Source organism: Flavobacterium seoulense, from assembly GCF_000695795.1.
Lineage (GTDB): Bacteria > Bacteroidota > Bacteroidia > Flavobacteriales > Flavobacteriaceae > Flavobacterium > Flavobacterium seoulense.
This window is the reverse complement of the sequence record NZ_JNCA01000018.1, coordinates 1-23026: the sequence shown is the minus strand read 5'-3', so window position 1 is coordinate 23026 and position 23026 is coordinate 1. Positions and strand designations below refer to the sequence as shown.

17 protein-coding genes are annotated in these 23026 nt (G+C 32.7%); 5 read left to right on the top strand and 12 right to left on the bottom strand.

Going from position 1 to position 23026, the window contains the following annotated elements; genetic code table 11:
- Positions 1 to 19: 19 nt before the first annotated feature.
- Positions 20 to 940, bottom strand: a complete 921-nt coding sequence (locus tag FEM21_RS10135) for a GYDIA family GHMP kinase (protein WP_035660118.1) — start codon at positions 938 to 940, stop codon at positions 20 to 22.
- A gap of 29 nt (positions 941 to 969) precedes the next feature.
- On the bottom strand, positions 970 to 2289 hold the full coding sequence (locus FEM21_RS10130; RefSeq protein WP_035660116.1) for a hydroxymethylglutaryl-CoA reductase, degradative: 1320 nt from the start codon (positions 2287 to 2289) through the stop codon (positions 970 to 972).
- A gap of 171 nt (positions 2290 to 2460) precedes the next feature.
- On the opposite strand from FEM21_RS10130, the gene FEM21_RS10125 reads away from it, so the two are divergent.
- The 3 genes from FEM21_RS10125 to FEM21_RS10115 all read left to right on the top strand — a co-directional run bounded on the left by FEM21_RS10125 (position 2461) and on the right by FEM21_RS10115 (position 6976).
- Positions 2461 to 4629: a S9 family peptidase gene (locus tag FEM21_RS10125; RefSeq protein ID WP_035660114.1), complete on the top strand. Its 2169-nt coding sequence runs from the start codon at positions 2461 to 2463 to the stop codon at positions 4627 to 4629.
- Positions 4630 to 4708: 79 nt separating this feature from the next.
- A complete protein-coding gene (locus tag FEM21_RS10120; protein WP_035660113.1) occupies positions 4709 to 6466 on the top strand; it encodes a peptide MFS transporter in 1758 nt (585 codons plus the stop codon).
- Positions 6467 to 6511: 45 nt separating this feature from the next.
- Positions 6512 to 6976 (top strand): thioredoxin family protein, encoded by a 465-nt coding sequence (locus FEM21_RS10115; RefSeq protein ID WP_035660111.1) that lies wholly within the window; start codon positions 6512 to 6514, stop codon positions 6974 to 6976.
- A gap of 10 nt (positions 6977 to 6986) precedes the next feature.
- Here the strand turns inward: FEM21_RS10115 and FEM21_RS10110 are convergent, their stop codons facing one another.
- The 4 genes from FEM21_RS10110 to surE form a co-directional block, all read right to left on the bottom strand.
- Positions 6987 to 9011, bottom strand: a complete 2025-nt coding sequence (locus FEM21_RS10110) for a ComEC/Rec2 family competence protein (protein WP_035660110.1) — start codon at positions 9009 to 9011, stop codon at positions 6987 to 6989.
- Between the two features lie 38 nt (positions 9012 to 9049).
- On the bottom strand, positions 9050 to 9541 hold the full coding sequence (locus FEM21_RS10105; protein WP_035660108.1) for a C40 family peptidase: 492 nt from the start codon (positions 9539 to 9541) through the stop codon (positions 9050 to 9052).
- On the bottom strand, positions 9534 to 10649 hold the full coding sequence (gene lpxB / locus FEM21_RS10100; RefSeq protein ID WP_035660105.1) for a lipid-A-disaccharide synthase: 1116 nt from the start codon (positions 10647 to 10649) through the stop codon (positions 9534 to 9536). Before lpxB ends, FEM21_RS10105 begins: the two co-directional genes overlap by 8 nt.
- Before the next feature lie 72 nt (positions 10650 to 10721).
- Complete coding sequence (gene surE, locus FEM21_RS10095) at positions 10722 to 11501, bottom strand: 5'/3'-nucleotidase SurE (RefSeq protein WP_035660104.1); 780 nt, start codon at positions 11499 to 11501, stop codon at positions 10722 to 10724.
- Between the two features lie 203 nt (positions 11502 to 11704).
- On the opposite strand from surE, the gene FEM21_RS10090 reads away from it, so the two are divergent.
- The gene (locus FEM21_RS10090) at positions 11705 to 13981 is read left to right on the top strand and encodes a carboxy terminal-processing peptidase (protein WP_035660102.1); all 2277 of its coding nucleotides are present in this window, start codon (positions 11705 to 11707) and stop codon (positions 13979 to 13981) included.
- Between the two features lie 286 nt (positions 13982 to 14267).
- Here FEM21_RS10090 and rodA read toward each other — a convergent pair whose 3' ends face one another.
- The 6 genes from rodA to purH form a co-directional block, all read right to left on the bottom strand.
- On the bottom strand, positions 14268 to 15500 hold the full coding sequence (gene rodA, locus FEM21_RS10085) for a rod shape-determining protein RodA (protein ID WP_035660100.1): 1233 nt from the start codon (positions 15498 to 15500) through the stop codon (positions 14268 to 14270).
- 15 nt (positions 15501 to 15515) lie between these two features.
- Positions 15516 to 17450: a penicillin-binding protein 2 gene (gene mrdA / locus FEM21_RS10080; RefSeq protein WP_035660099.1), complete on the bottom strand. Its 1935-nt coding sequence runs from the start codon at positions 17448 to 17450 to the stop codon at positions 15516 to 15518.
- Positions 17447 to 17953, bottom strand: coding sequence for a hypothetical protein (locus tag FEM21_RS10075; protein ID WP_035660098.1), 507 nt, complete (start codon positions 17951 to 17953; stop codon positions 17447 to 17449). The genes mrdA and FEM21_RS10075 overlap by 4 nt, the downstream gene beginning before the upstream one ends.
- The gene (gene mreC / locus FEM21_RS10070; RefSeq protein ID WP_035660095.1) at positions 17946 to 18773 is read right to left on the bottom strand and encodes a rod shape-determining protein MreC; all 828 of its coding nucleotides are present in this window, start codon (positions 18771 to 18773) and stop codon (positions 17946 to 17948) included. Before mreC ends, FEM21_RS10075 begins: the two co-directional genes overlap by 8 nt.
- An 88-nt stretch (positions 18774 to 18861) precedes the next feature.
- The gene (locus tag FEM21_RS10065) at positions 18862 to 19890 is read right to left on the bottom strand and encodes a rod shape-determining protein (RefSeq protein ID WP_035660093.1); all 1029 of its coding nucleotides are present in this window, start codon (positions 19888 to 19890) and stop codon (positions 18862 to 18864) included.
- Positions 19891 to 19944: 54 nt separating this feature from the next.
- The gene (purH, locus tag FEM21_RS10060; RefSeq protein ID WP_035660091.1) at positions 19945 to 21471 is read right to left on the bottom strand and encodes a bifunctional phosphoribosylaminoimidazolecarboxamide formyltransferase/IMP cyclohydrolase; all 1527 of its coding nucleotides are present in this window, start codon (positions 21469 to 21471) and stop codon (positions 19945 to 19947) included.
- Positions 21472 to 21664: 193 nt separating this feature from the next.
- On the opposite strand from purH, the gene FEM21_RS10055 reads away from it, so the two are divergent.
- Positions 21665 to 22915: an ABC transporter permease gene (locus FEM21_RS10055; protein WP_035660088.1), complete on the top strand. Its 1251-nt coding sequence runs from the start codon at positions 21665 to 21667 to the stop codon at positions 22913 to 22915.
- The last annotated feature ends 111 nt before the right edge of the window (positions 22916 to 23026 follow it).

The window sequence follows — 23026 nt, the reverse complement described above, 5'->3', positions numbered from 1 at the left end:
TGTCTTATTTTTTAAAATATTATTCAAGAATCATATCCTTGTAAGGAATAATTGTAGCGTACCCTTTTGATTTAAAATAGGTAATAGGATTGATTTCTGAAATTACCATTACAAAGTCACCGCCCCAGGCCCCTAGGCTTTTAATTTCGCCCATAAAATCAGAAAATAAATTTTCTTTTACAGCAGGGGTTTCTAAAATGGAACTCATTATAGTTTCATGTTTAGTTACTGCCTGAGCCATAGTTTTACTGATTTTTGCCTGAATGATTTCTTGTGTTAACTTATCGATTTTAGCAATGCTTTTTTCTATATCGGCAGTTATGTTCTTTCTGTAATTAGCAATCGCCGTTTTACTGCTTTGTTTTTTATTCAAATAGACAAAGTAAATAGCATCAGTAAAATTTGGCTGAAAACTGATTTTGTCAATTTTTGGTTTTCCTTGTTTTAGTTGGTACGTAATTGGACTGTTGTTTTGCGCACAGGCAATATCATATCCGCTGCCGCCAAAACTATTATTTAATAATTCGAAAGCATCAATGTTTAACCATTGACCAATGTTGTTGATAAGGGTAGAAGAAGTGCCTAATCCCCATTTTTTAGGAAAAGTCAATTCGGTAGTAATTTGATAGCCGTATTCCTGATTTAGGAATTCAGGGTTTAGAAGATAGGCTTCATGCAAAATTTTTATTAAAGTGCTTTTGACAGCATCTTCGCTAACTGTGGCTTCTTTTATTTCGTCGAAAGTAAGCGTGGCTTCAAACCAGATACTTCCATCAGAATCAAAACTTTTCCATTTTATATCCGGATTGTTATTTTCTTCGATGATTAAATTTTGTCCAAATTTTGTTGGCAAAGCCAATGCTTTAGCTCCGTTTAAAACCAAATATTCAGCCGTGATTAATAATTTTCCGTTACTGTAAAATGTTTTTTTTGTATCCATTTTTTTAATTGAATTATTATCTCGACCGTTTATTGTTTTCTTAGATTCTCAATAAAATTAACCACTCCGCTATGAGAAACTACATGATTTTTAAAGTGCTTTTGTATTAAATGACGTTCATCATTAGTAGCTTCAAATTGGTTCAAAATATTATTCAGATGCATTTTCATGTGTCCATCCTGAATACCTGTAGTGGTTAGCGAACGCAAAGCAGCGAAATTTTGTGCTAATCCTGCAACAGCAACAATTTCCATCAACTGACTTGCTGATGGATTTTCGAGCATTTCTAATGAAAGTTTTACCAAAGGATGTAAACTTGTTAATCCGCCGACAGTTCCTAGTGCTAATGGAACTTCGAGCCAAAAACTAAAAATACCATTCTCTATTTTGGCGTGCGACAAACTACTGTATTGACCTTCTTTGGCTGCATAAGCATGAACTCCGGCTTCTACCGCTCTAAAATCATTTCCGGTAGCCAGGATTACGGCATCAATTCCGTTCATGATTCCTTTGTTGTGCGTTACTGCTCTAAACGGTTCCACTTCGGCAATTTGAACTGCACGTACAAAACGCTCAGCAAATGCTTCCGGATTAGAAATATGTTTTTCGGCTAAATCTTCTACCGGACAAGAAACTTCAGCACGAACGATACAATTAGGAACGTAATTCGAAAGAATACTCATTACTACTTCGATGTCTTTTTCTTCTTCAGAAAAAAGTTCGTAAGCCTGTGCTTCTGATTTTAAAATGCTTGCAAATTGTTCTAAGCAGGAATTGATAAAGTTAGCACCCATACTGTCTTTGGTCTCAAAAGTGGCATGAAGCTGAAAATAATTTTCAAGTAACATGCTTTTGTCTTCCAACGTAATATCCAGAATTCCGCCGCCACGTTGTTGCATGTTTTTAGTAATGTTTTCTGTCTCAGAGAAAAATTTTGTTTTTGTTTGGGCAAAAAATAATTCGAGTTTGGAAATATCTCCTTTGTAAATAAAATGAACTTGACCTATTTTTTCAGTATTGATAACCGTAGTTTTAAAACCACCGCGGCTTGCCCAAAATTTAGCCGATTTTGAAGCGGCAGCCACAACCGAACTTTCTTCGATAGCCATTGGAATGGTATGGTATTTTCCATTAATTAGAAAATTTGGTGCAACTCCCAGTGGAATGTAAAAATTACTAATCGTGTTTTCTATAAATTCATCATGCAGTTTTTGAAGTTTTTCATCAGCGTTCCAATAGTTTTTTAATAATTGAACGGCATTTTCCGGGTTTGAAAAATAGGCTGATGCTATCCAGTTAATTTTTTCTTCTTTTGATAATTTAGAGAATCCTGCTACGGCTGTGTTCATTTTCAAGGGAATATAATGTAATAAGGCGCAAAGATACGTTTTAGCCTTTTTATTTGCGATTAATTTAGTGTCAATAAATAGGATTATTGTTATTTTGCGGTTTACAATTAATGTAAGCTAATTGTGATTTTTTGGCTAAAATCGAAGATGTTTTATTAAGAACTAAAAATTATGAATCATAAGTTATTTTCTTTCGTTTTGTTTTTGTTGACCGCAAGTGTTTTTGCACAACAAAAAATCACAGTTGAGTCTATTTATCGCGGCGCATTTCGAACTCAGGATATGGACGAATTGCATTTGCTAAAAAAGTCCAATCAATATACCGTTTTAAATTACAATCAGGCTACACAATCTACGCAAATTGATTTGTTTGACTTTGCTACTTTACAAAAAACAGCTACTATTATTGATTCTAAAGATCATAAAGACTTAGCTGGAATTGATAGTTATACTTTTGATTCTGACGAAAAAAAGCTGTTGTTAGCCTCTAATTCAACTCCAATATACCGTCATTCTTTTACTGCCAATTATTATTTGTATGATATTTCGAAAAAGAAATTGACTGAATTGTTCAACTTCCAAATTCAGGAACCAACATTTTCTCCCGATGGAAAAAAGATTGCTTTTGCCGGAGAAAATAACTTATATGTTTATGATATCGAATCAAAAACAACGATTCAGGTTACCAATGACGGAAAGAAAAATGCCATTATAAACGGAATTTGTGACTGGGTTTATGAAGAAGAATTTTCTTTTGTTCGTGCTTTTGATTGGTCAGCCGATAGCAAAAAAATAGCTTACATTCGATTTGATGAATCGCAGGTACCGGAATTTTCTATGACGGTTTTTAATAAAGAGTTATATCCTTCGGTCAATACGTTTAAATATCCAAAAGCGGGAGAAAAGAATTCGGAAGTTTCATTGCATCTTTTTGATGTTGTTTCGAAAAATACTAAAGCAGTAGATTTAAGTAATTACAATGATTTTTATATTCCAAGAATAAAATGGACCAATGATGCGAATGTTTTATCGGTTCAGGTTTTGAATCGTCATCAGGATAATCTGGACTTGCTTTTTATTGACGGAAATTCGGGAGCTAAAAAAGTAATTTTGAATGAAAAAGACAAAGCTTATGTTGATGTCACTGATAATCTTACTTTTCTAAAAGACAATAGTTTTATCTGGACGAGTGAAAAAGACGGATTCAATCATATTTATCATTATGATAAAACTGGGAAATTAAAAAATCAGGTGACTAAAGGGAACTGGGAAATGACCAAATTTTATGGACTGGACGAAAAAACAAATACTGTTTTTTATCAGTCTACCGAAAATGGTTCCATCAACAGAGGCGTTTATAAAATAAATTTGAAAGGGAACAACAAAGTTGCTTTGTCTGCTAATTCAGGAACAAACGAAGCAGCTTTTAGTCCAAATTTCGATTATTATATTCGTACTTTTTCTAGTGTAAACCAAGCTACAACTTATACTTTGAACGAAGTAAAATCAGGAAAAGAGTTGAAAGTGATTGAAAACAATGCTGCTTTGTCAACTTCATTGAAAGAATACAATTTGCCCGCAAAAGAGTTTTTTGTTTTAAAAACAGTAAAAGGACATGAATTAAATGCCTGGATTATCAAACCAAAAGATTTTGATGCATCTAAAAAATATCCTGTTTTTATGACACAATATTCAGGTCCGGGCTCACAACAAGTAGCGAATCAATGGAATACTCTGGATGATTATTGGAACTTTATGCTTTCGCAAAAAGGTTATATTGTGGTTTGTGTAGATGGAAGAGGAACTGGTTTTAAAGGTGCTGAATTTAAAAAAGTGACGCAATTACAACTTGGTAAATACGAAGTAGAAGATCAAATTGATGCTGCAAAAGTAATTGGGAATTATCCGTATGTTGATAAATCAAGAATAGGTATTTTCGGTTGGTCTTATGGCGGATTTATGGCTGCGAATTGTATTTTGAAAGGAAATGATATTTTTAAAATGGCGATTGCGGTTGCTCCGGTTACTAATTGGCGTTTTTATGATTCAGTTTATACCGAAAGGTATTTGCATACGCCACAGGAGAATCCTGGTGGTTATGATGATAATTCGCCAATAAATTTTGCAAAACAGTTAAAAGGGAAATTTCTATTAATTCATGGTAGTGCCGATGATAATGTGCATTTACAAAATTCGATGGAAATGATGAATGCTTTAATTCAAAATAATAAACAATTTGATTCCCAGATTTATCCTGATTGTAATCACGGAATTTACGGCGGAATGACACGAATTCAATTATTTAATAAGATGACTAATTTTATTAATGAAAATCTATAAATCGAATTAAAAATTTTAGAACTATATTTGGAATAGAATTTTAATTTACCCAAATACCAACCTACTAATATCATTTTTTATGAATCAAGATACTCAAGATAATTTTTTTAAAAATCCTGTTTTAGGACATCCGGCAGGATTATTTGTACTGTTTTTTACTGAAATGTGGGAACGGTTTTCATTCTACGGAATGCGTGTATTATTGATTTTATTTTTAACAGCTCCTATTACGGGAGAAAATGCTGGCTGGGGTTGGAACGCTGAAAATGCAGGTGCCTTGTACGGAACCTATGCTTTGCTGTTATATATCACGCCAATTTTTGGAGGAATTATAGCCGATAGGTATATTGGTTACAGCTGGGCTGTGGTTTTAGGTTCGTTTATTATGACTTTAGGACATGTCGCGATGTTTCTGGATACACCGCTAATGTTGTATATAGGTCTAGGTTTATTGGTTATTGGAACGGGATTTTTTAAGCCGAACATGACTTCGATATTATCTGAAATGTATAAAGGTTTTCCTGAGAAAAAAGACAGTGCTTATACCATTTTTTATATGGGAGTAAATGCAGGGGCTTTTTTCGGAATGATGCTTTGTGGTTATTTGGCTTCTAATTTAGGTTGGCGTTGGGGTTTTGGTTTAGCAGGTGTTTTTATGTTATTAGGAACTTTACAGTTTTGGATGGCAAAATCATTATTTGGTGATGCAGGAGATGTTCCAACTAAAGAAAAAAGAGAGGCTTCAATTGCCAAAGCAAATACTTTAAACAATCCTGAAGATAAACCAAATCCTTTTACTGTTATTGATTATGTTCTAATCGTGATTTCAACAGTGCTTGGATTGTTGTATGCTTTTAATGATCCGCTTTCTAAAATAGGCGGAATTAATTTATTTGATTTTAAAGTCAATGGACTCGATGGTTCTATTGTTGCGATATTAGTAGGATTGGTTTTGTTTTTAATTCTGGTTATTTCTCGTTTAGTACGATATACTGCAATAATAAGAGATAGAATGATTGCCGTAATTGTTTTTGCTTTCTTTACGATATTTTTCTGGATGTCTTTTGAGCAGGGAGCTTCTTCTTTAGTTCTTTTTGCAAGAGACAATGTTGACAGAAGTTTAGCAGGAACTTCTTTGACCGTTTTTAATACGATTAATACTTTACTGACAGTAGTTCCTTTAATAATTATTTCATGGGTTTTGTTCTTATTAGCAAAACAAACCTGGAAAAAAATAACTGTTTCAAATATTGTATTAGCCATTACTTTTATAATGGTTTGGGGAATTTCGATCTGGATGCTGAACAGAGAATTTAGCAAAGAAGCTTCAGAAATTGATCCAACCTGGTTTTCTATCTTAAACTCCTTTTTTATTATTGCTTTGGCATCGAATGTTTCCAAAATATGGGAAAGCAAATACAATCCGCCAGCATCAGCTAAATATGGTTTAGGATTAATTATTATGGCTATAGGTTTTGGATTATTAGCTTATGGTTCTTACGGAATAAGTTCGGGTGTAAAAGTTTCTATGATCTGGCTAATCTTGGCTTATTTATTCCATACGTTAGGAGAATTATTCTTGTCGCCAGTGGGACTTTCTTATGTTTCTAAATTGGTTCCGGCTAGAATGGTTGCTTTTATGTTTGGTATGTGGTACTTAGCTATTGCAATAGGAAGTAAACTAGCAGCAATACTTGGTGGGCAAATTGAGAACATTACTAATGCTTATTCATTATCTACCTTCTTTTTAATATTTACTATTGTCCCTATTACAGCAGGAATAATAGTAATTGCGTTGCATCCTGTAATGAAAAAACTAATGCACGGTGTTAATTAACAATTTATTGGTATTGTTTTTGCTTAAATTCGTAAAAAAATTAAAATGAAAAAAATATACTTAATTGCTGTTTTTTGTATCGGCGTTATTTCTGCTCAGGCTCAGGAATTAAAATGGCATACTGATGTAAAAGAAGCAATTGCTATAGGAACTAAGGAAAATAAACCTTTACTAATGTTTTTCACAGGAAGTGATTGGTGCGGATGGTGTATTCGTTTACAAAAAGAGGTTTTTAAAACTCCGGAATTTACTAAATGGGCTCAAGAGAAAGTAATATTGGTAGAATTAGATTATCCTAGAGCTGTACCTCAAACACCAGAAGTTAGAAGGCAAAATTATGAAATACAAAATGCTTTTGGCGTTCAGGGATATCCAACAATTTATTTTGCAAAAGCTACTAAAACAGAAGATCAGAAAGTAAATTTCATGGGTCTTGGTAAAACGGGTTATGTAGCTGGTGGTCCAACGGCATGGTTGGGTGTAGCTGATGAAATTTTGAATCAAAAATAAGATAATAATTTTATTCTAATTTATAGAATCCCTTTTCGGCAGTGGCATGAAAAGGGATTTTTAGTTTATTACAACTGTTTTCCCATTGTGTTAGTAAAGATTTGTAATTAGAGCCATCGGCAATTACTATTTTTGGTTTTAACTGTAAAAGCATTCGGTCTACATTTATTTTAGGCGACTGAGTAAGTAGTACAATATCTGGTTTTATGTTGTTTGGAAAAATACCTAAGCTATCTAAAATAAGGATTTTATTTCCTTTAAAATAAGCGGTGTGCTGTAGCTTTTTTTGATGTTTTATTCCACTAAAATTTCCAATCAAATAAGAATTTAGCATTTTATTTTTCCGTGTAATACTATCATTCGAATAAAAAATTACTTCGTTGCCGTTTCGTTGTCCGATTAATGTCTTTTTTTTTGCATTAAAAACAATCCATTCTTGCTGATTTTGAATTTGCCAATTGCTTATTAATAAGGCTAATTGTAATCCAATAATCGAAATTAAGAAAAATGCAATTCGGCTAAAAACAGGTTTCTTTAGCCAGATTACCATTGCAATAATTACAATGTAACTACAGCTTAACAGACTAAAATTAAGCGGAATATCTTTAATTATAAATTGTTCGAAAGATGCAATGGTATTGATTATTTTGTTCAATAAAATAATACTCCATTCTAAAGGTTTGGTCAGCCAGAAAGGTGTGAATCCAATAATAGCAAATACCATCACTGTTATTCCAATAAACATGATGATACTGACTAACGGAATTACAGCCAAATTTGTTATGAAAAATAATCTTGGAAACTGATGAAAGTAATACAGACTTAAAGGCAAAGTTCCTATTTGTGCAGCGAATGAAACAGTCAAAATGTCCCAGCTGTATTTGAGTATTTTATTTTTTGGTTTCCAATAAGCAGCCAGAACAGGCTGAAACCAAACAATAAAAAATACAGCAAGATAACTGAGTTGAAAACCAACATCGAATAAAAAATAAGCCTGAAAAAGTAATATTAAAAGTATTGAAACTAATAAGGTGTGGTAAATGTTGACGCTCCTTCTAAGATGTAATCCAATAGCAACAAATGAAAACATCACTACCGAACGAACAATAGACGGCGATAAACCGGCAATTAGCGCAAAAAGAAATAAGCTAATTAATATCGTAGTCAGTTTGATAAAAGAACCTTTTCGGGTATTAGGAATTGGACTCAGCAGAAATTTGATGAACAGAAAAATAAAACCCACATGTAAACCAGAAACCGACAGAATATGTACAGCGCCGGCGTATTGATAATCCTGAATAATTTCGGGAGCGATGTCCTGTCTTTGACCTAAAATTAATGCTGATGCTACAGCCAATGCTGTTTTGTCAAAATTAGATTGTTCCAGATTGCGGATAATTCTGGAATTAATTTTTGAAACATAAAACCAAATGTCTTTTTGAGGAACAGGATTTATTTCGATTTTCCCCGAATAAACATACAATTGCGCATAAATTTGTTTTTGATTCAGATAATTGGCATAATCAAATTGATTAGGATTATCTGGTTTTTTATTCTTTTGTAAAAAACCCTGAATACGCAATTTTGTTCCTATTTCAATTGAATTAATGTCGTACTTTTTAGGAATGTTTAATAAAATTCGACCACAATAATTTTTATTGTCGATGGTTTGAATTAAAGCAATATAGCGTTGATTATAAAGGCTATTGTTTAATTTTTCTCTGATAATTAGTGTAATACTGCTCTCTTTTTCGAAAACATCATTATTGCTGTAATTACTTTTTTGTAATGAATTGGTTTGAACAATCAAACTGCTTATTCCAATTAAAAAAGAAATAAAATAAGTGAGAATTGAAAAATAGAACGTTTTATTGCTTGATTTTTTCTTCCAACAGAACAAAATACTTAATGCTGTTAAACAGAGAATCAACAGACTAAAAACATATTTTGGATTTGGATTGAAATAGAAAGCGGTTAGAATTCCTGACAGGAAACCTAAAGTAATTCTGACTAAAGGAAATTCGAGTACTTTCATGATTCTAAAGTACGAATTTTCTATTGTATTTTTGTTTTTTAAGGAATGATTCTGCTAAGTTGTGCAAAAGTGCGTTCGTAGTAAGATTCTTTGATAGAGGAAATTATGACTCCTCTGGAAGTGGAAGAATGAATAAACTCCACTTCGTTGTCTTTGGCTTTGGTTATAATACCAACATGATTAATTTTATTACGATTGCTGGTTCTAAAAAAGATTAAATCCCCTTTTTTCGCTTTTGAAATATTTTTACCTAAATCTATTCCCACTTTAGCCTGATCGGCTGAGCTTCGAGGCAGTTTGATATCATGTTGACTGAAAGTTGTAAAAACCAATCCAGAACAATCAAAACCAGCTTTAGTTGTTCCGGCATATTTGTATGGAGCGCCAAGATTTTTTGAAGCTGATTCGATAATTTGTTCAGCAAGTTTATTACCTCGGTTTGTTGATACTGCTGTAGATTTACAGGAAGTAAAAATTATTGAAATTAAGAATAAGAAAAATAATGGTTTTAAAAAAGGTATTTTATGCATTTAAATCGGCAATAATTAATTGAGCTGTTTTTTCGCTAGCGCCTGTTCCTCCTAATTTTTGTTCTAAAGTATCATATTTAGCCAAAAGTTTTTTGCGGTATTCAGAGTCCAGTATTTTAGTTAACTCTTTTTTTATGGTTTTAGTATTGCAATTGTCCTGAATTAATTCGGTTACTACTTCTTCATCCATAATTAAATTGACTAAAGAGATGTATTTCAGAGTAATAATCCGTTTTGCAATTTGGTACGAAATCGAACTTCCTTTATAACAAACAACTTCCGGAACTTTAAAAAGTGCCGTTTCTAAGGTAGCCGTTCCTGAAGTTACCAAAGCTGCGTGGGCAATTTTTAATAAATCATAGGTTTTGTTCGAAATGAACTTGATATTCTTTTTATTTATGAAATTCTCATAAAAAGAAAATTCCTGACTTGGTGCGCCGGCAATTACAAATTGGTAATCAGGAAAATCATCGACTATGCTAAGCATAACCGAAAGCATTTTAGTAATTTCCTGTTTTCTGCTTCCAGGAAGTAAAGCGATAATGGGTTTTTCGTTTAAATTATTTTCGGTTCTAAAAACAGCTTCTTCAATAGGTTTTTGATTCTGAATAGCATCAATAAGCGGATGACCCACAAATTCTACTGGATAATGATGTTTGTCTTCGTAAAAGTTTTTTTCGAAAGGCAAAATCACATACATTTTGTCAACATCTCTTTTGATGGCTTTGATGCGGTTTTCTTTCCAAGCCCAAATTTGCGGTGAAATATAATAATGCGTTTTGATTCCAATTTCTTTTGCCCATTTTGCAATACGCATGTTAAAACCGGGATAATCAATAAAAATAATTACATCAGGTTGGAATTGGATAATATCGTCTTTACAGATTTTGATGTTATTCAATATCGTTTTTAAATTAAAAAGCACTTCAACAAATCCCATAAAAGCTAATTCACGGTAATGTTTGACCAAAGTTCCGCCTACAGCCTGCATTAAATCGCCACCCCAAAAACGGATTTCGGCATTAGGATCTTCTTTAAAAAGTGATTTCATTAAATTAGAACCATGTAAATCACCTGATGCCTCTCCGGCTATAATGTAGTATTTCATTTTATGCTGCTTAATTTAAATCAGTAACCAAAATTAACCATTCCGCTATCAGGAATCAAATAAAGCTGGTTTTTATTCGTTCCAATTCCAGGAATTGAGTTGTTGGGTAGCGTGATAAGCTGTTAAATCAAATTGTACCGGAACGATAGAAATGTAACCATTGTTTAATGCCCATTCATCAGTATCCTCTCCGTGATCTTCGTTTACAAAATCTCCCGATAACCAATAATAATCACGTCCCTGAGGTGTTTTTCGTTTATGAAATTTTTCTTTCCAGTAAGCTCTCGCCTGACGACAAATTTTAATTCCTTTGATTTCTTTTTGTTTTAATTTTGGGAAATTCACATTTAAAACAACATCATGAGGCAGTTTTTTTTCTAATGCTTCTAAAGTTATTTTTCGAACAAAAGGTTTTATTTCTTCGAAATTAGCATTCCAATCGAAATCTAAAAGTGAAAAACCTATGGCAGGAATGCCTTCAATTCCAGCTTCGATAGCACCGCTCATTGTTCCTGAATAGATGACATTTATAGCCGAATTAGAACCATGATTGATTCCTGAAACACATAAGTCAGGTTTTCTTTTCATTACTTCGTTGACCGCTATTTTTACACAATCAGCAGGAGTTCCTGAACAGCTGTATATTAAAACAGGATCGTTTTCTAACGAAATCTTGTTAAGGTATAGGGTTTCGTTAGTTGTAATAGCGTGTCCCATTCCGCTTTGTGGTTTGTCTGGAGCAACGACTACAACTTCTGCAATTTCAGACATAACGGCAATTAAAGTATTAATTCCGGGAGCCGAAACACCATCATCATTGGTAATTAGAATTAAAGGTTTCGTTTTATTCATCAATAAAATGGTTTAGGTAAATTGATTTTTTTTGTGTCGCTGTAAAGCGTTTTAAAAAAGATTTGAAACAAAGTAAGTAAATTTTATTTAGTTGCATGATTATTGCTATTAAGAAAAGAACAATTTTATATCTTTAACAAAAAATTATAGAGCCCTTATCATTGTTGGCTTGGTTTTTCGATTAACTTAGTTTAAAAAAATAGATGAATGCTATTATTAGTCTTATGAAGAGAAATTATAAATTACTTATTGCCGTTGCCATTTTATCGGTAACACTTTTTGCTTTTAAAATAAAATCGGCTGCTGAGGCTGATGGAGATAAAGATAAATTACTTTTAGAATTATTGACTTTTGTTATTGAAAAAGGACATTATGATCCTGCAGCTATTGATGATAATTTTTCTAAAGGAGTTTATAAAGATTATATAAAAGCGCTGGATCCTTCTAAACGATTCTTTTTGCAATCGGATATAGATGAATTTTCTAAATACGAATTAGAATTAGACGATGAGTTAATCAACAGAGATTTGACATTTTTTACATTAACGTATGACCGTTTGATGCAAAGAATGAAAGAAAGTCAGGGTTTGTATAAAGAAATTTTAAAAACACCTTTTGATTATACTATTGACGAAAGTTTTAATACGGATTATGAAAAAGCACCTTATGCTAAAACTGATGCTGACTTAAAAGAGCGTTGGAGAAAGCAATTAAAACTGAGTACACTTTCGTCATTGACAGATCGTTTGAAAATTCAGGAAAATAAAGGAAAACCTTCTAAGGATGATACATCGGCTCTTTCTAATCCGTTAGAATCTCCAGAAGAACATGCTGCTGCTGAAAAAGCTAAAAAAGAAGCTTTAGCTGCAGATAGTAAGCCTAAATCATTTGAAGAATTAGAAAAAGAAACGCGTGAAAGCACGACTAAATCATTGGATGAATATTTTGGTTTCATGAAAGATTTAGATCGTAACGACTGGTTTTCGGTTTATATTAATTCTATTACTGCCCGTTTTGATCCACATACTAACTATTTTGCACCAGAAGAAAAAGAGCGTTTTGATGTAAGTATTAGTGGAACATTAGAAGGTATTGGAGCCCGTTTACAAAAGAAAAATGATTACACTGAGATTTCTGAATTAATTTCGGGAGGACCAGCCTGGAGAGGAAAACAACTTGAAGCAGGGGATTTAATTATGAAAGTGGCTCAGGGTGATGGTCAGCCAGTTGATGTGGTAGGAATGCGCCTTGATGATGTGGTTAAGAAAATTAAAGGACCAAAAGGTACCGAAGTTCGTTTGACAATCAAGAAAGTTGACGGAACTATAAAAGTAATTTCAATTATAAGAGATATTGTTGAAATAGAAGAAACCTATGCTAAATCAAGTGTAGTAAACAAAAACGGATTGAAATATGGTGTGATTTATTTGCCAAAATTCTACATCAATTTTGAAAATAAAGATGGAAGAGATGCTGGTAAAGATATTGCTCAGGAAGTAGAACGTTTAAAAGAAGCTAAGGTTGATGGTATTGTTTTAGATGTACGTGATGACGGAGGAGGATCTTTATCAACTGTTGTGGATATTGCTGGATTGTTTATTGAGCAAGGTCCAATTGTTCAGATAAAATCGGCAGGAAGAAAGAAAGAAGTTTTGTATGACAGAGACAAAAAGATAGAGTGGGACGGACCATTAGTAATTATGGTGAACAGTTTTTCTGCTTCGGCTTCTGAAATTCTTGCAGCAGCAATTCAGGATTACAAACGTGGTGTTATCATAGGTAGTAAACAAACTTATGGTAAAGGAACGGTTCAAAATGTAATCGATTTGAATCAATTTGTACGTAGTAATGAATTAGGTGATTTAGGTGCATTAAAAACGACTACTCAAAAATTTTATAGAATTAATGGTGGTTCCACTCAGTTAGAAGGTGTAAGCAGTGATGTTGTAATGCCGGATCGTTATTCTTATTTAAAAATGGGAGAACGAGATGTAGAGAATGCAATGCCTTGGGATAAAATTGATCCGGCTGATTATAAAGTTTGGACTAATAATGCTAATTTCAATAGAGCTATTTCACAAAGTAAAGAGCGTATTGCATCTAATCCGCAATTTAAGTTGATTGAGGAAAATGCAAAATGGATTGACACGCGAAGCGATGAAAACGAATACAGTTTGAATATTGATAAGTTTAGAAAAGCTCAAACTACAATTGAAGAAAAAGCTAAGAAGTTTAAGCCTATTTTTGATTACAAAAATGATTTAAAGTTTACTTCTTTACCTTATGAAACAGAACAAATGAATAAGGATAATATTTTAAAAGAAAAACGTGATCGTTGGCACGAAAGCTTAGCAAAAGATATTTATGTTGAAGAAGCTTTAAATGTTTTAGATGATTTACAAACTAAAGTAAATTTGAAAAAAGCTCCGGTTTCAGCTAATAATAAATCGAAAAAAGAAAAGTTGGCTAAAACATATTAATCTAGTCAATAGTAATAAATAAAAAACGCTCTGAGAAGATAATTCTCAGAGCGTTTTTTACTTTTAGATAAATAATCAAAGTGTCTGGTGTTTTATATTTACCATCCGAATTAGCTTAATGATTGTTTGACGAAGATTCGCGAAGGAAATCATACAGAGATATACAGTATCAATTTAATCTTTATGGGAAAACAGATCTCACGCATCAATTGATAAGACGGGTTTTATAAATATAAATTTAAGATATCAGAATTCTATTTTCAGCGCGAAATTGATTACTTGAAATTTACCATTCGTTTACTTTATTAGCATCCATTTTAAGGAAAATAAAAAGTAAAATAGTAAATCCCCAGAGTCCTGAACCTCCATAAGAAAAGAAAGGCAGCGGAACTCCAATTGTTGGAAATATCCCGATAACCATAGCAATATTTACAAAGAAATGGATAAATAAAATTGCTGCTGTACAATAACCGTAAACTCTACTGAATTTGGTTTTTTGTCTTTCGGCCAAATAGATAAGTCTTAGTAATAAGGTTACAAATAGCGCCACAACTACTACTGAACCTACAAAACCCCATTCTTCGCCTACAGTTGTAAAAATATAATCGGTGTGTTGTTCAGGCACAAAGCCTCCTTTTGTTTGCGTACCTTCAAGGAAACCTTTTCCAAACAAACCTCCGGAACCAATTGCAATTTCAGATTGATTGGTATTGTATCCAATTCCTTTTAAATCGACTGCTTTACCTAATAAAATATTGAAACGGTCTCTATGATGTTGCTTAAAAACATTGTCAAAAACATAATCTACAGACAAAACAAAACCTGATATTAATACAAATATGATACTGCTGGCTATGATGTTTCTATCGGCGAGACGCGATTTTAAATAAACAATAATTATAGCCAATAAAGAAATTAAAATGACATATTCAGGTTCTAAAACGAGTGTTAATACGAATAGCAAAATGGCTATAAATCCTGTCCAAATGTACCAGGCAGGTAAGCCTTCGCGATACAATACCACAATAAGAAAGCAATAAATCAAGGCACTTCCAGGATCATGAAAAACAATAAGTAAGATAGGAAGTCCTAATATACTGAGTACCTGAAGTTGTCTGTTGGTGTTTTTTAAGTTAATCTGGGTATCACTTAAATATTTGGCTAAAGCCAAAGCGGTTGCTGATTTTACAAACTCAGACGGCTGAATACCAAAAGAACCAAAAGAATACCAGTTAGCCTGTCCTTTAATGGTTTTTCCTAGAACAAATAGTCCTGCTAGTGATATTAGTCCGATGATATAAATTACGCTGGCATATTTTTCGTAAACTTTACCATCAACAAAGAGTAAAACAAAAATTAAAGGAATCGTTAGAATGATAAATACTAATTGTTTACTGGAGGTTTCTTCCATAGAAGATAATGAGGATGAATAGATGTTCAGCCATCCCATTATCACTAAAAGGCTATAGATGATAATGCATATCCAGTCAATATTTTTCTTTACACTTTGATTTTTCATTTGTAGAAGAATCTCTTAATTAGTTTTCTTTGTAGTATCTTTTACTGAAGTTGTTTTTACCTCGTTATATTTTCGAATAGAATCTTTTGGAGTGCTTTCGATTGCACTGGCTTCTTTCATTCCGCCTAGTTTTGCATATTGATCTCTCAAACTGATTCCAAGAACACGTTTTTCTAAATCAACTCGGGTAATTTTTTTTCTTAAATATTTTTCAATCATCAAACTCGCAATTGGACCCGCAATGGTAGCTCCAAATCCTCCATTTTCTACCATGATGGCAATGGCTATTTTTGGATTGTCTTTTGGTGCAAAAGCAACAAATATAGAGTGATCTTTTAGTTGTACTCTTTTACCTCCAATTTTAGCAAAGTTCTCAGCGGTTCCAGTTTTACCACAAATATCAATTCCATCTACCCGCAATGAACTTGCTGTTCCAAAATTATATACATCAAATAATCCCTGGATTACAGGTTTAAAATATTTTTTGTCAACAGTTGTAGTATGTTTTTCTTTGAATTTAGGATCAATTTGTTCGCCTTTAATTTTTTTGATGATATGAGGCGTATAATAATATCCTTCATTGGCCACTGTAGCCATCATGTTTGCTAATTGGATTGGTGTCATTAAAACTTCTCCTTGTCCAATAGAATTAGAAATAATTGTTTTTCCACTATAACTCCAATCAGGGTATATCTTTTTATACAATTTAGAAGTTGGTACATTTCCTCTTCTGCCTGTAGGTAAATCATAGCCCATAAATTGTCCTAATCCGAAGCTTTTAACATGATTGCTCCAGGTATCTACAGCATAAGGTGTGTTTCTGTATTTTCCAATTATGCGCAAATAAACATTTGCAAAATAGGAATTGCAGGAATTATAGATTCCATTATTTAATTGATGTGGGCCAAAACCGTGGCATTTCATAAATCGACCTGGTGCATAACTAAATCCATGATGACACATGAAAGTGGTGTGTTCGTCGATAACATTCTCCTGAAGCCCAACTAATCCTGTTAGTATTTTGAAAGGAGAACCAGGAGGATATTCGGCTAATAAACCCCTGTCATAAAGTGGTTTTGCAATAGAATCGTGGTATAATAACGTATAGTTTTTAGAACGTTGTCTACCCACTAAAATACCAGGATCATAAGATGGTGCGGTAACTAATGCCAGAATTTCACCAGTTTTAGGTTCAATAGCAACAATTCCTCCTCTTTTATTAATCATTAATTGTTCACCATAACGCTGAATTTCGGCATCAATAGTTAGATTGATATCTTCTCCCTGTACGGCAATGGTATCATATTTTCCTTCTTTGTAAGAACCTATAAGACGGTTGTATTTGTCTTTCTGAAAATATTTAACGCCTTTTATTCCTCTTAAAATATCTTCATAATATTCTTCAACACCTTGTTTACCTATTAAATCTCCACTTTTATAATAAGGATGTTTCTCAATAGTTTTTTCATTTACCTGAGTAATGAAACCAAAAATATTGGCACCAAAATCTACTTCGTAATCACGAAGAGAACGTTTTTGGAAATAGAAACCTTCAAATTTTCTGATTTTTTCCTGAAAAGCAGCAAATTCATTTTTGTTTAATTGTGGTAAAAATACTGAAGGCAATCGCGGACTGTAGATTTTAGCTTTAGCAATTTTTTCTAAAAATTCTTCTTTGCTAACATCTAATAACTGGCATAATTCTAAGGTGTCTAAATTTTTAATTTCCCTTGGAATTACCATGATATCATAAGAAGCCTGATTTGCAACTAAGAGTTTACCATTTCGATCATAGATATATCCTCTTTCGGGATATTCATATTGTATTTTGATAGCATTATTTTCTGATTTTAATTTGAAGGTATCGTTGATTACCTGCAAATAAAAAATCCGAACTAGTAGCAAAGATGCTGCAATAATAATCATAGATGGCAGCAGAAGTTTTCTCATCGTTTGTTTGGCTTAATAAGATATATTATTATAATACAACTAATGATTGTAAATAAGGTGCTTAGTAAAGTTCTAATTAGAATGTCTAAAATAAAAGTTACCTGAAAAGCTTCTAATATAAACAGTGTAAAATGATGGATTACAACTGCTAAAAGTATAAACGAAAACCTTTCTGGTGTTAAAGAGTCGTTTAGTTTTATGGTTTGGTATTCATAACTTACTCCAAATGCAAATTTGAAAAGATAAGGTCTGTAAAAAGCTAACATTATACAGGCTGTGGCATGTATTCCGCCAGAATTAGAAAACATATCCATGATTAAACCTAAGAAAAAACTACTGACTAATAAGGCTGATTTATTAGAATTAACAGGGTATAAAATGATAAACAAGATGTAAGGTAAAGGCATTATAAATCCTAAAAAAGTCATATTGTTTAATACGATAATTTGAAGGGCTAATAATAAAATAAACCTTAAAATATTGACTAACAAAGTGCTATTCATCTTTTTTGCTCGTTTTTTCTAAATTATTAACTTCGTCTCTGTCTTTACTTTTTATGATGTAAACATGACCTAAATTAGTCATATCATTAAATAATTTTATATTCAAAGTGTAATAATTGGTTACATTATCAATGTAAATTTTGTCAATGGTTCCAATGTTAATATTCTCAGGAAAAATAACAGATTGTCCACCTGTTACAATCGTATCTCCTTTTCTTACGGATGCCAGTCGGGGAACATCAATCAATTGAACAAAACCAGTACTTTTACCATTCCAGGTTAATGATCCAAAATGATTTGATTTTTTGATTTTGGCATTAATCTGAGATTTTGTATTTAAAATACTTACTACTGTCGAATAGTTAGCAGAAGTTTTATCTACGATACCGACAATTCCTAAGCTATTGATAACTCCCATATCTGTTTTAACTCCGTCATTCGAACCTGAATTCAAGGTTAAAAAGTTTTCAAGTGTATTATAATTATTGTGAATCACTTTTGAAACTATAATATCTTCTGGGTAAACACCTTTAAGATTTTCCGGTTTTTTTATGGCAGTAGTATCTTTTGCATTGAAAAGTAAACTTTTAAGTCTTGCATTTTCAAGAGCTAAAGCATCATTTTCAGTCTTAAGATTCAGATATTCTGTAATGTTATTGATTTTTTCATAAACACCTCCTGTTAAAAAATTGGCAGAGCTAATGATTCTGCTTTTATGATAAGAATGAGACTGTATCGTAAGCAAAAGCGAAACGCTTAATAACAGCAAAAACAGTAATCGATTACTGTTTTTGAATAAAAAGTTAAATATTTGCTGCATTCTCTTATTAGGTTATTAATTTCAGGATATGCTACTAATGTATCAATTTTAAAACCTTACAGCTCACAAGCTGTAAGGTTTTAGTTTTTTATTTTATTAAAATGCTTTTGAATTTTCCAATGTTTTTCAATGCCATTCCTGTACCTCTAACAACTGCTCTCAACGGATCTTCAGCAATGTAAACCGGTAAATCTGTTTTTTGAGAAATACGTTTGTCTAAACCTCTTAACATAGATCCTCCACCTGCAAGATAAATTCCTGTGTTGTAGATATCGGCAGCTAATTCCGGAGGAGTTTGTGATAAAGTTTCCATCACAGCATCTTCAATTCGCTGAATTGATTTGTCTAAAGCTTTAGCGATTTCTCTGTAAGAAACATCAACTTGTTTTGGTTTACCAGTTAACAAATCTCTACCTTGAACTGACATGTCTTCCGGAGGAGTTTCTAAATCTTCAATGGCAGCACCAATTTGGATTTTGATTTTTTCAGCTGTACTTTCTCCCACAAATAAGTTGTGTTGTGTACGCATATAATATACGATGTCATTTGTGAAAACATCACCAGCAATTTTTACTGATTTATCGCAAACAATTCCGCCTAATGCAATTACAGCAATTTCAGTAGTACCACCTCCAATATCAACAATCATGTTTCCTTTAGGTTGCATGATATCGATACCAATACCGATTGCTGCAGCCATTGGCTCATGAATCAAATACACTTCTTTTCCGTTTACACGCTCACAAGATTCTTTTACCGCTCTCATCTCTACTTCAGTAATTCCAGAAGGAATACAAACTACCATTCTTAGAGCAGGAGTAAACATTTTCTTTTTTAATGCAGGAATGCTGTTGATAAACATTTTTATCATTTGCTCTGATGCATCAAAATCAGCAATTACACCATCCTTTAATGGCCTTATGGTTTTAATGTTTTCATGGGTTTTACCTTGCATTAAATTAGCCTCTTTACCTACAGCAATTATTTTTCCTGTTATTCGGTTTCTGGCAACTATAGAAGGGCTGTCAATGACAACTTTATCATTATGAATGATTAGTGTATTAGCGGTACCAAGGTCTATCGCAATATCCTCGGTCATGAAATCAAAAAATCCCATACGATTTTTAAGGGTTTATAAGTTAAAAATTAGGAGCGAACAAAGTTAAACAAATTAATGTTTGAAATGACGGGTTCCTGTAAATACCATTGCCAAATTATTTTCGTTACAGTAGTCAATACTCAACTGGTCTTTAATAGAACCACCTGGTTGAATTACTGCTGTAATTCCAGCTTCTTTTGCCAGTGCAACACAGTCAGGGAAAGGGAAGAAAGCATCACTAGCCATTGAAGCTCCTTTTAAATCAAATCCAAAATGTTTTGCTTTTTCAACAGCTTGTTGTAGTGCATCAACTCTTGAAGTCTGACCTGTTCCAGATGAGATTAAAGTTCCGTTTTTAGCAAAAACAATGGTGTTTGATTTTGTGTTTTTACAAATCTTAGAAGCAAAGATTAAATCTTCAATTTCCTGTTCTGTTGGACTTGTAGTGGTAACGGTAGTTAAATCTTTTTTATTGTCTGTAATGTTGTTTCTTTCCTGAATTAACAATCCGTTAAGACAAGTACGAACTTGTTTTTGCGGTAATTCAATATCATTTTGAACTAAAATAATTCGGTTCTTTTTTTCTTGTAAAATAGTTACAGCTTCAGCGTCATATCCTGGAGCGATTACTACTTCACAGAATAATTGATTGATTTCATTAGCTGTTGCTACGTCAATTGTAGTATTCGAAATTAAAACACCTCCAAAAGCTGATGTTGGATCGCAGGCTAATGCTGCTAAATAAGCTTCGCTAATTGTTTTTCTTGAAGCTAATCCGCAAGCGTTGTTGTGTTTTAAAATAGCAAATGTAGGTCCGTCAGTTTTGAATTCGTTAATCAAATTAACTGCAGCATCTACATCTAATAAATTGTTATATGATAATTCTTTTCCGTGTAATTTTTGAAACATAGCATCAAAATCTCCAAAGAAGAAACCTTTTTGGTGAGGGTTTTCTCCGTAACGCAATGTTTGACCATCAGCAATACTTGCTTTGTAGATCGTTTCGTCAGTATTAAAATAGCTAAAAATAGCTCCGTCGTAATGAGAAGATACGTGGAATGCTTTTGTAGCTAATAATTTTCTGTCTTCAAGAGTTGTAGCTCCGTTTTGTTTTGTAATGATGTCTAAAAACAAGTTGTACTCGTTCATAGAAGGAACAATTACAGTGTCTTTGAAATTTTTGGCAGCAGCACGAATTAATGAAATTCCACCTATGTCAATTTTTTCGATAATATCTTGTTCGCTAGCGCCTGAAGCTACCGTTTTTTCAAATGGATATAAGTCAACTATTACTAAGTCAATCTGTGGGATATCGTGTTGCTTCATTTGTGCAACATCACTTTCGTTGTCCTGACGGTTTAAGATTCCTCCAAAAATTTTTGGGTGTAAAGTTTTAACGCGACCTCCTAAAATTTCAGGAAAAGCAGTGATGTCCTCAACAGCTACAACAGGAATGCCTAAGTTTTTTATAAAGTCCTCAGTTCCTCCGGTTGAATAAAGAGTAACATTTTGGCTGTGTAAAAATTTAACAATAGGCTCAAGACCTTCTTTCGAAAAAACCGAAATTAATGCAGATTGAATTGTTTTAGATGTGCTCATGTATAGTTTTAATTATAAAATGCAAAAGTAGTTTTTTAATGTGAAAATTAGCTAACTAGAAATGAGATAATTTAGAATTAATTAACTTTTTTTTTATATCACTGAAATCGCTGTATTTTATTGTGTTAAAAGAATTTTATATTAGGATTTTGAATAATATTTGTAGAATTTTACCTTATTAAAAATAGTTTTTATGTTGTTATATCTTCGATTGTTGAAAGAAAGTTTTGCTTTTGCTATTAATGCATTGCGCAATAATAAGTTAAGAACGCTTCTTTCTTTGCTTGGAGTAACTATTGGAATCTTCTCGATTATTGCTGTTTTGGCAGCGGTTGATTCTTTGGATAGAAAAATTACCAATGACTTAAGCGGTTTAGACAAAAACACAATTTATTTACTAAATTCTTCTTTTGGACCTACTGATATTCCTAAATGGAAAAGAGAGCAATTCCCGAATGTTAAGTATGATGAATATGTGTATTTAAAAGGAGCTATGACAAATACCGATCAATTGGGTTATCAAATTTTTACGAAATCAGAGATTGTAAAATACGATTCTAAACAGGTGAGTGATGTGAATATTGTTCCTGTTTCGGCTGAATTTGTTGATATTGAAAAATTAGAATTTTCTAAAGGACGATTTTACAATGAATCAGAAGCTAATTCAGGAGCTAAAGTAATTGTGATTGGTGACGAAATTGCCACTTCCTTATTTGATAATGCAGATCCTATTGGGAAAAGTGTGCGGTTGTATGGACAGCGTTTTACCGTAATTGGAGTTTTGACTAAAAAAGGAGCAGGACTTTTTGGAGATAGTAATGATTCATCGGTTTATGTTCCGGTTAATTTTATCCGACAAAAATTTGGAGATAACAATACTTCGTTGACCAATGTTATTGTTTTTAAACCGGAAAGCGGAGTCGATATGGAGGCATATAAGGCGGAGATTTCTCAAAAATTACGTGCTTATCGTGGAGTCAAAGCTGGGGAGATTGATAATTTTTTTATTAATGTTTTCTCCGGTTTTACTGATTTTATAGATGGAATTATTGGAAGTATGAAACTGGGAGGTTGGGTGATAAGCGGTTTTTCACTTTTGGTAGGCGGTTTCGGAATTGCAAATATTATGTTTGTTTCAGTAAAAGAACGTACTAATTTGATAGGAATTCAAAAATCATTGGGCGCTAAAAATAGATTTATTATGTTCCAATTTTTATTCGAAGCCATTATATTATCGGTTATTGGAGGAGCAATTGGTTTATTGTTGGTTTGGGGTATTGCTGTTGGCTTAAGTAAAGCTCTGGATTTCGAATTTGTTCTGGGATTAGGAAATATACTTTTAGGAACCGGATTAGCCGGAATAATAGGTTTGATTTCGGGAATTTTACCAGCCATTTCAGCTTCACGATTAGATCCTGTAGAAGCGATTAGAACGGGGATGTAGTTTTAGATTTCAGAATGTAGAATGCAGATTTTAGAATTTTTCGAAAAGTTGTCATCCTATGTTTGCACAAGGAAAGTTCTTTAAATCTGTCTCTTATACAAATATGACGCT

Coding starts and splice junctions, on each gene's coding strand:
- FEM21_RS10125 (WP_035660114.1), top strand. CDS start 2,461: ATGAATCATAAGTTATTTTCTTTCGTTTTGTTTTTGTTGACCGCAAGT.
- FEM21_RS10135 (WP_035660118.1), bottom strand. CDS start 940: ATGGATACAAAAAAAACATTTTACAGTAACGGAAAATTATTAATCACG.
- FEM21_RS10115 (WP_035660111.1), top strand. CDS start 6,512: ATGAAAAAAATATACTTAATTGCTGTTTTTTGTATCGGCGTTATTTCT.
- mreC (WP_035660095.1), bottom strand. CDS start 18,773: ATGCAGCAAATATTTAACTTTTTATTCAAAAACAGTAATCGATTACTG.
- purH (WP_035660091.1), bottom strand. CDS start 21,471: ATGAGCACATCTAAAACAATTCAATCTGCATTAATTTCGGTTTTTTCG.
- rodA (WP_035660100.1), bottom strand. CDS start 15,500: ATGAAAAATCAAAGTGTAAAGAAAAATATTGACTGGATATGCATTATC.
- FEM21_RS10075 (WP_035660098.1), bottom strand. CDS start 17,953: ATGAATAGCACTTTGTTAGTCAATATTTTAAGGTTTATTTTATTATTA.
- FEM21_RS10110 (WP_035660110.1), bottom strand. CDS start 9,011: ATGAAAGTACTCGAATTTCCTTTAGTCAGAATTACTTTAGGTTTCCTG.
- lpxB (WP_035660105.1), bottom strand. CDS start 10,649: ATGAAATACTACATTATAGCCGGAGAGGCATCAGGTGATTTACATGGT.
- FEM21_RS10130 (WP_035660116.1), bottom strand. CDS start 2,289: ATGAACACAGCCGTAGCAGGATTCTCTAAATTATCAAAAGAAGAAAAA.
- FEM21_RS10055 (WP_035660088.1), top strand. CDS start 21,665: ATGTTGTTATATCTTCGATTGTTGAAAGAAAGTTTTGCTTTTGCTATT.
- FEM21_RS10065 (WP_035660093.1), bottom strand. CDS start 19,890: ATGGGATTTTTTGATTTCATGACCGAGGATATTGCGATAGACCTTGGT.
- FEM21_RS10090 (WP_035660102.1), top strand. CDS start 11,705: ATGAATGCTATTATTAGTCTTATGAAGAGAAATTATAAATTACTTATT.
- FEM21_RS10120 (WP_035660113.1), top strand. CDS start 4,709: ATGAATCAAGATACTCAAGATAATTTTTTTAAAAATCCTGTTTTAGGA.
- FEM21_RS10105 (WP_035660108.1), bottom strand. CDS start 9,541: ATGCATAAAATACCTTTTTTAAAACCATTATTTTTCTTATTCTTAATT.
- surE (WP_035660104.1), bottom strand. CDS start 11,501: ATGAATAAAACGAAACCTTTAATTCTAATTACCAATGATGATGGTGTT.
- mrdA (WP_035660099.1), bottom strand. CDS start 17,450: ATGAGAAAACTTCTGCTGCCATCTATGATTATTATTGCAGCATCTTTG.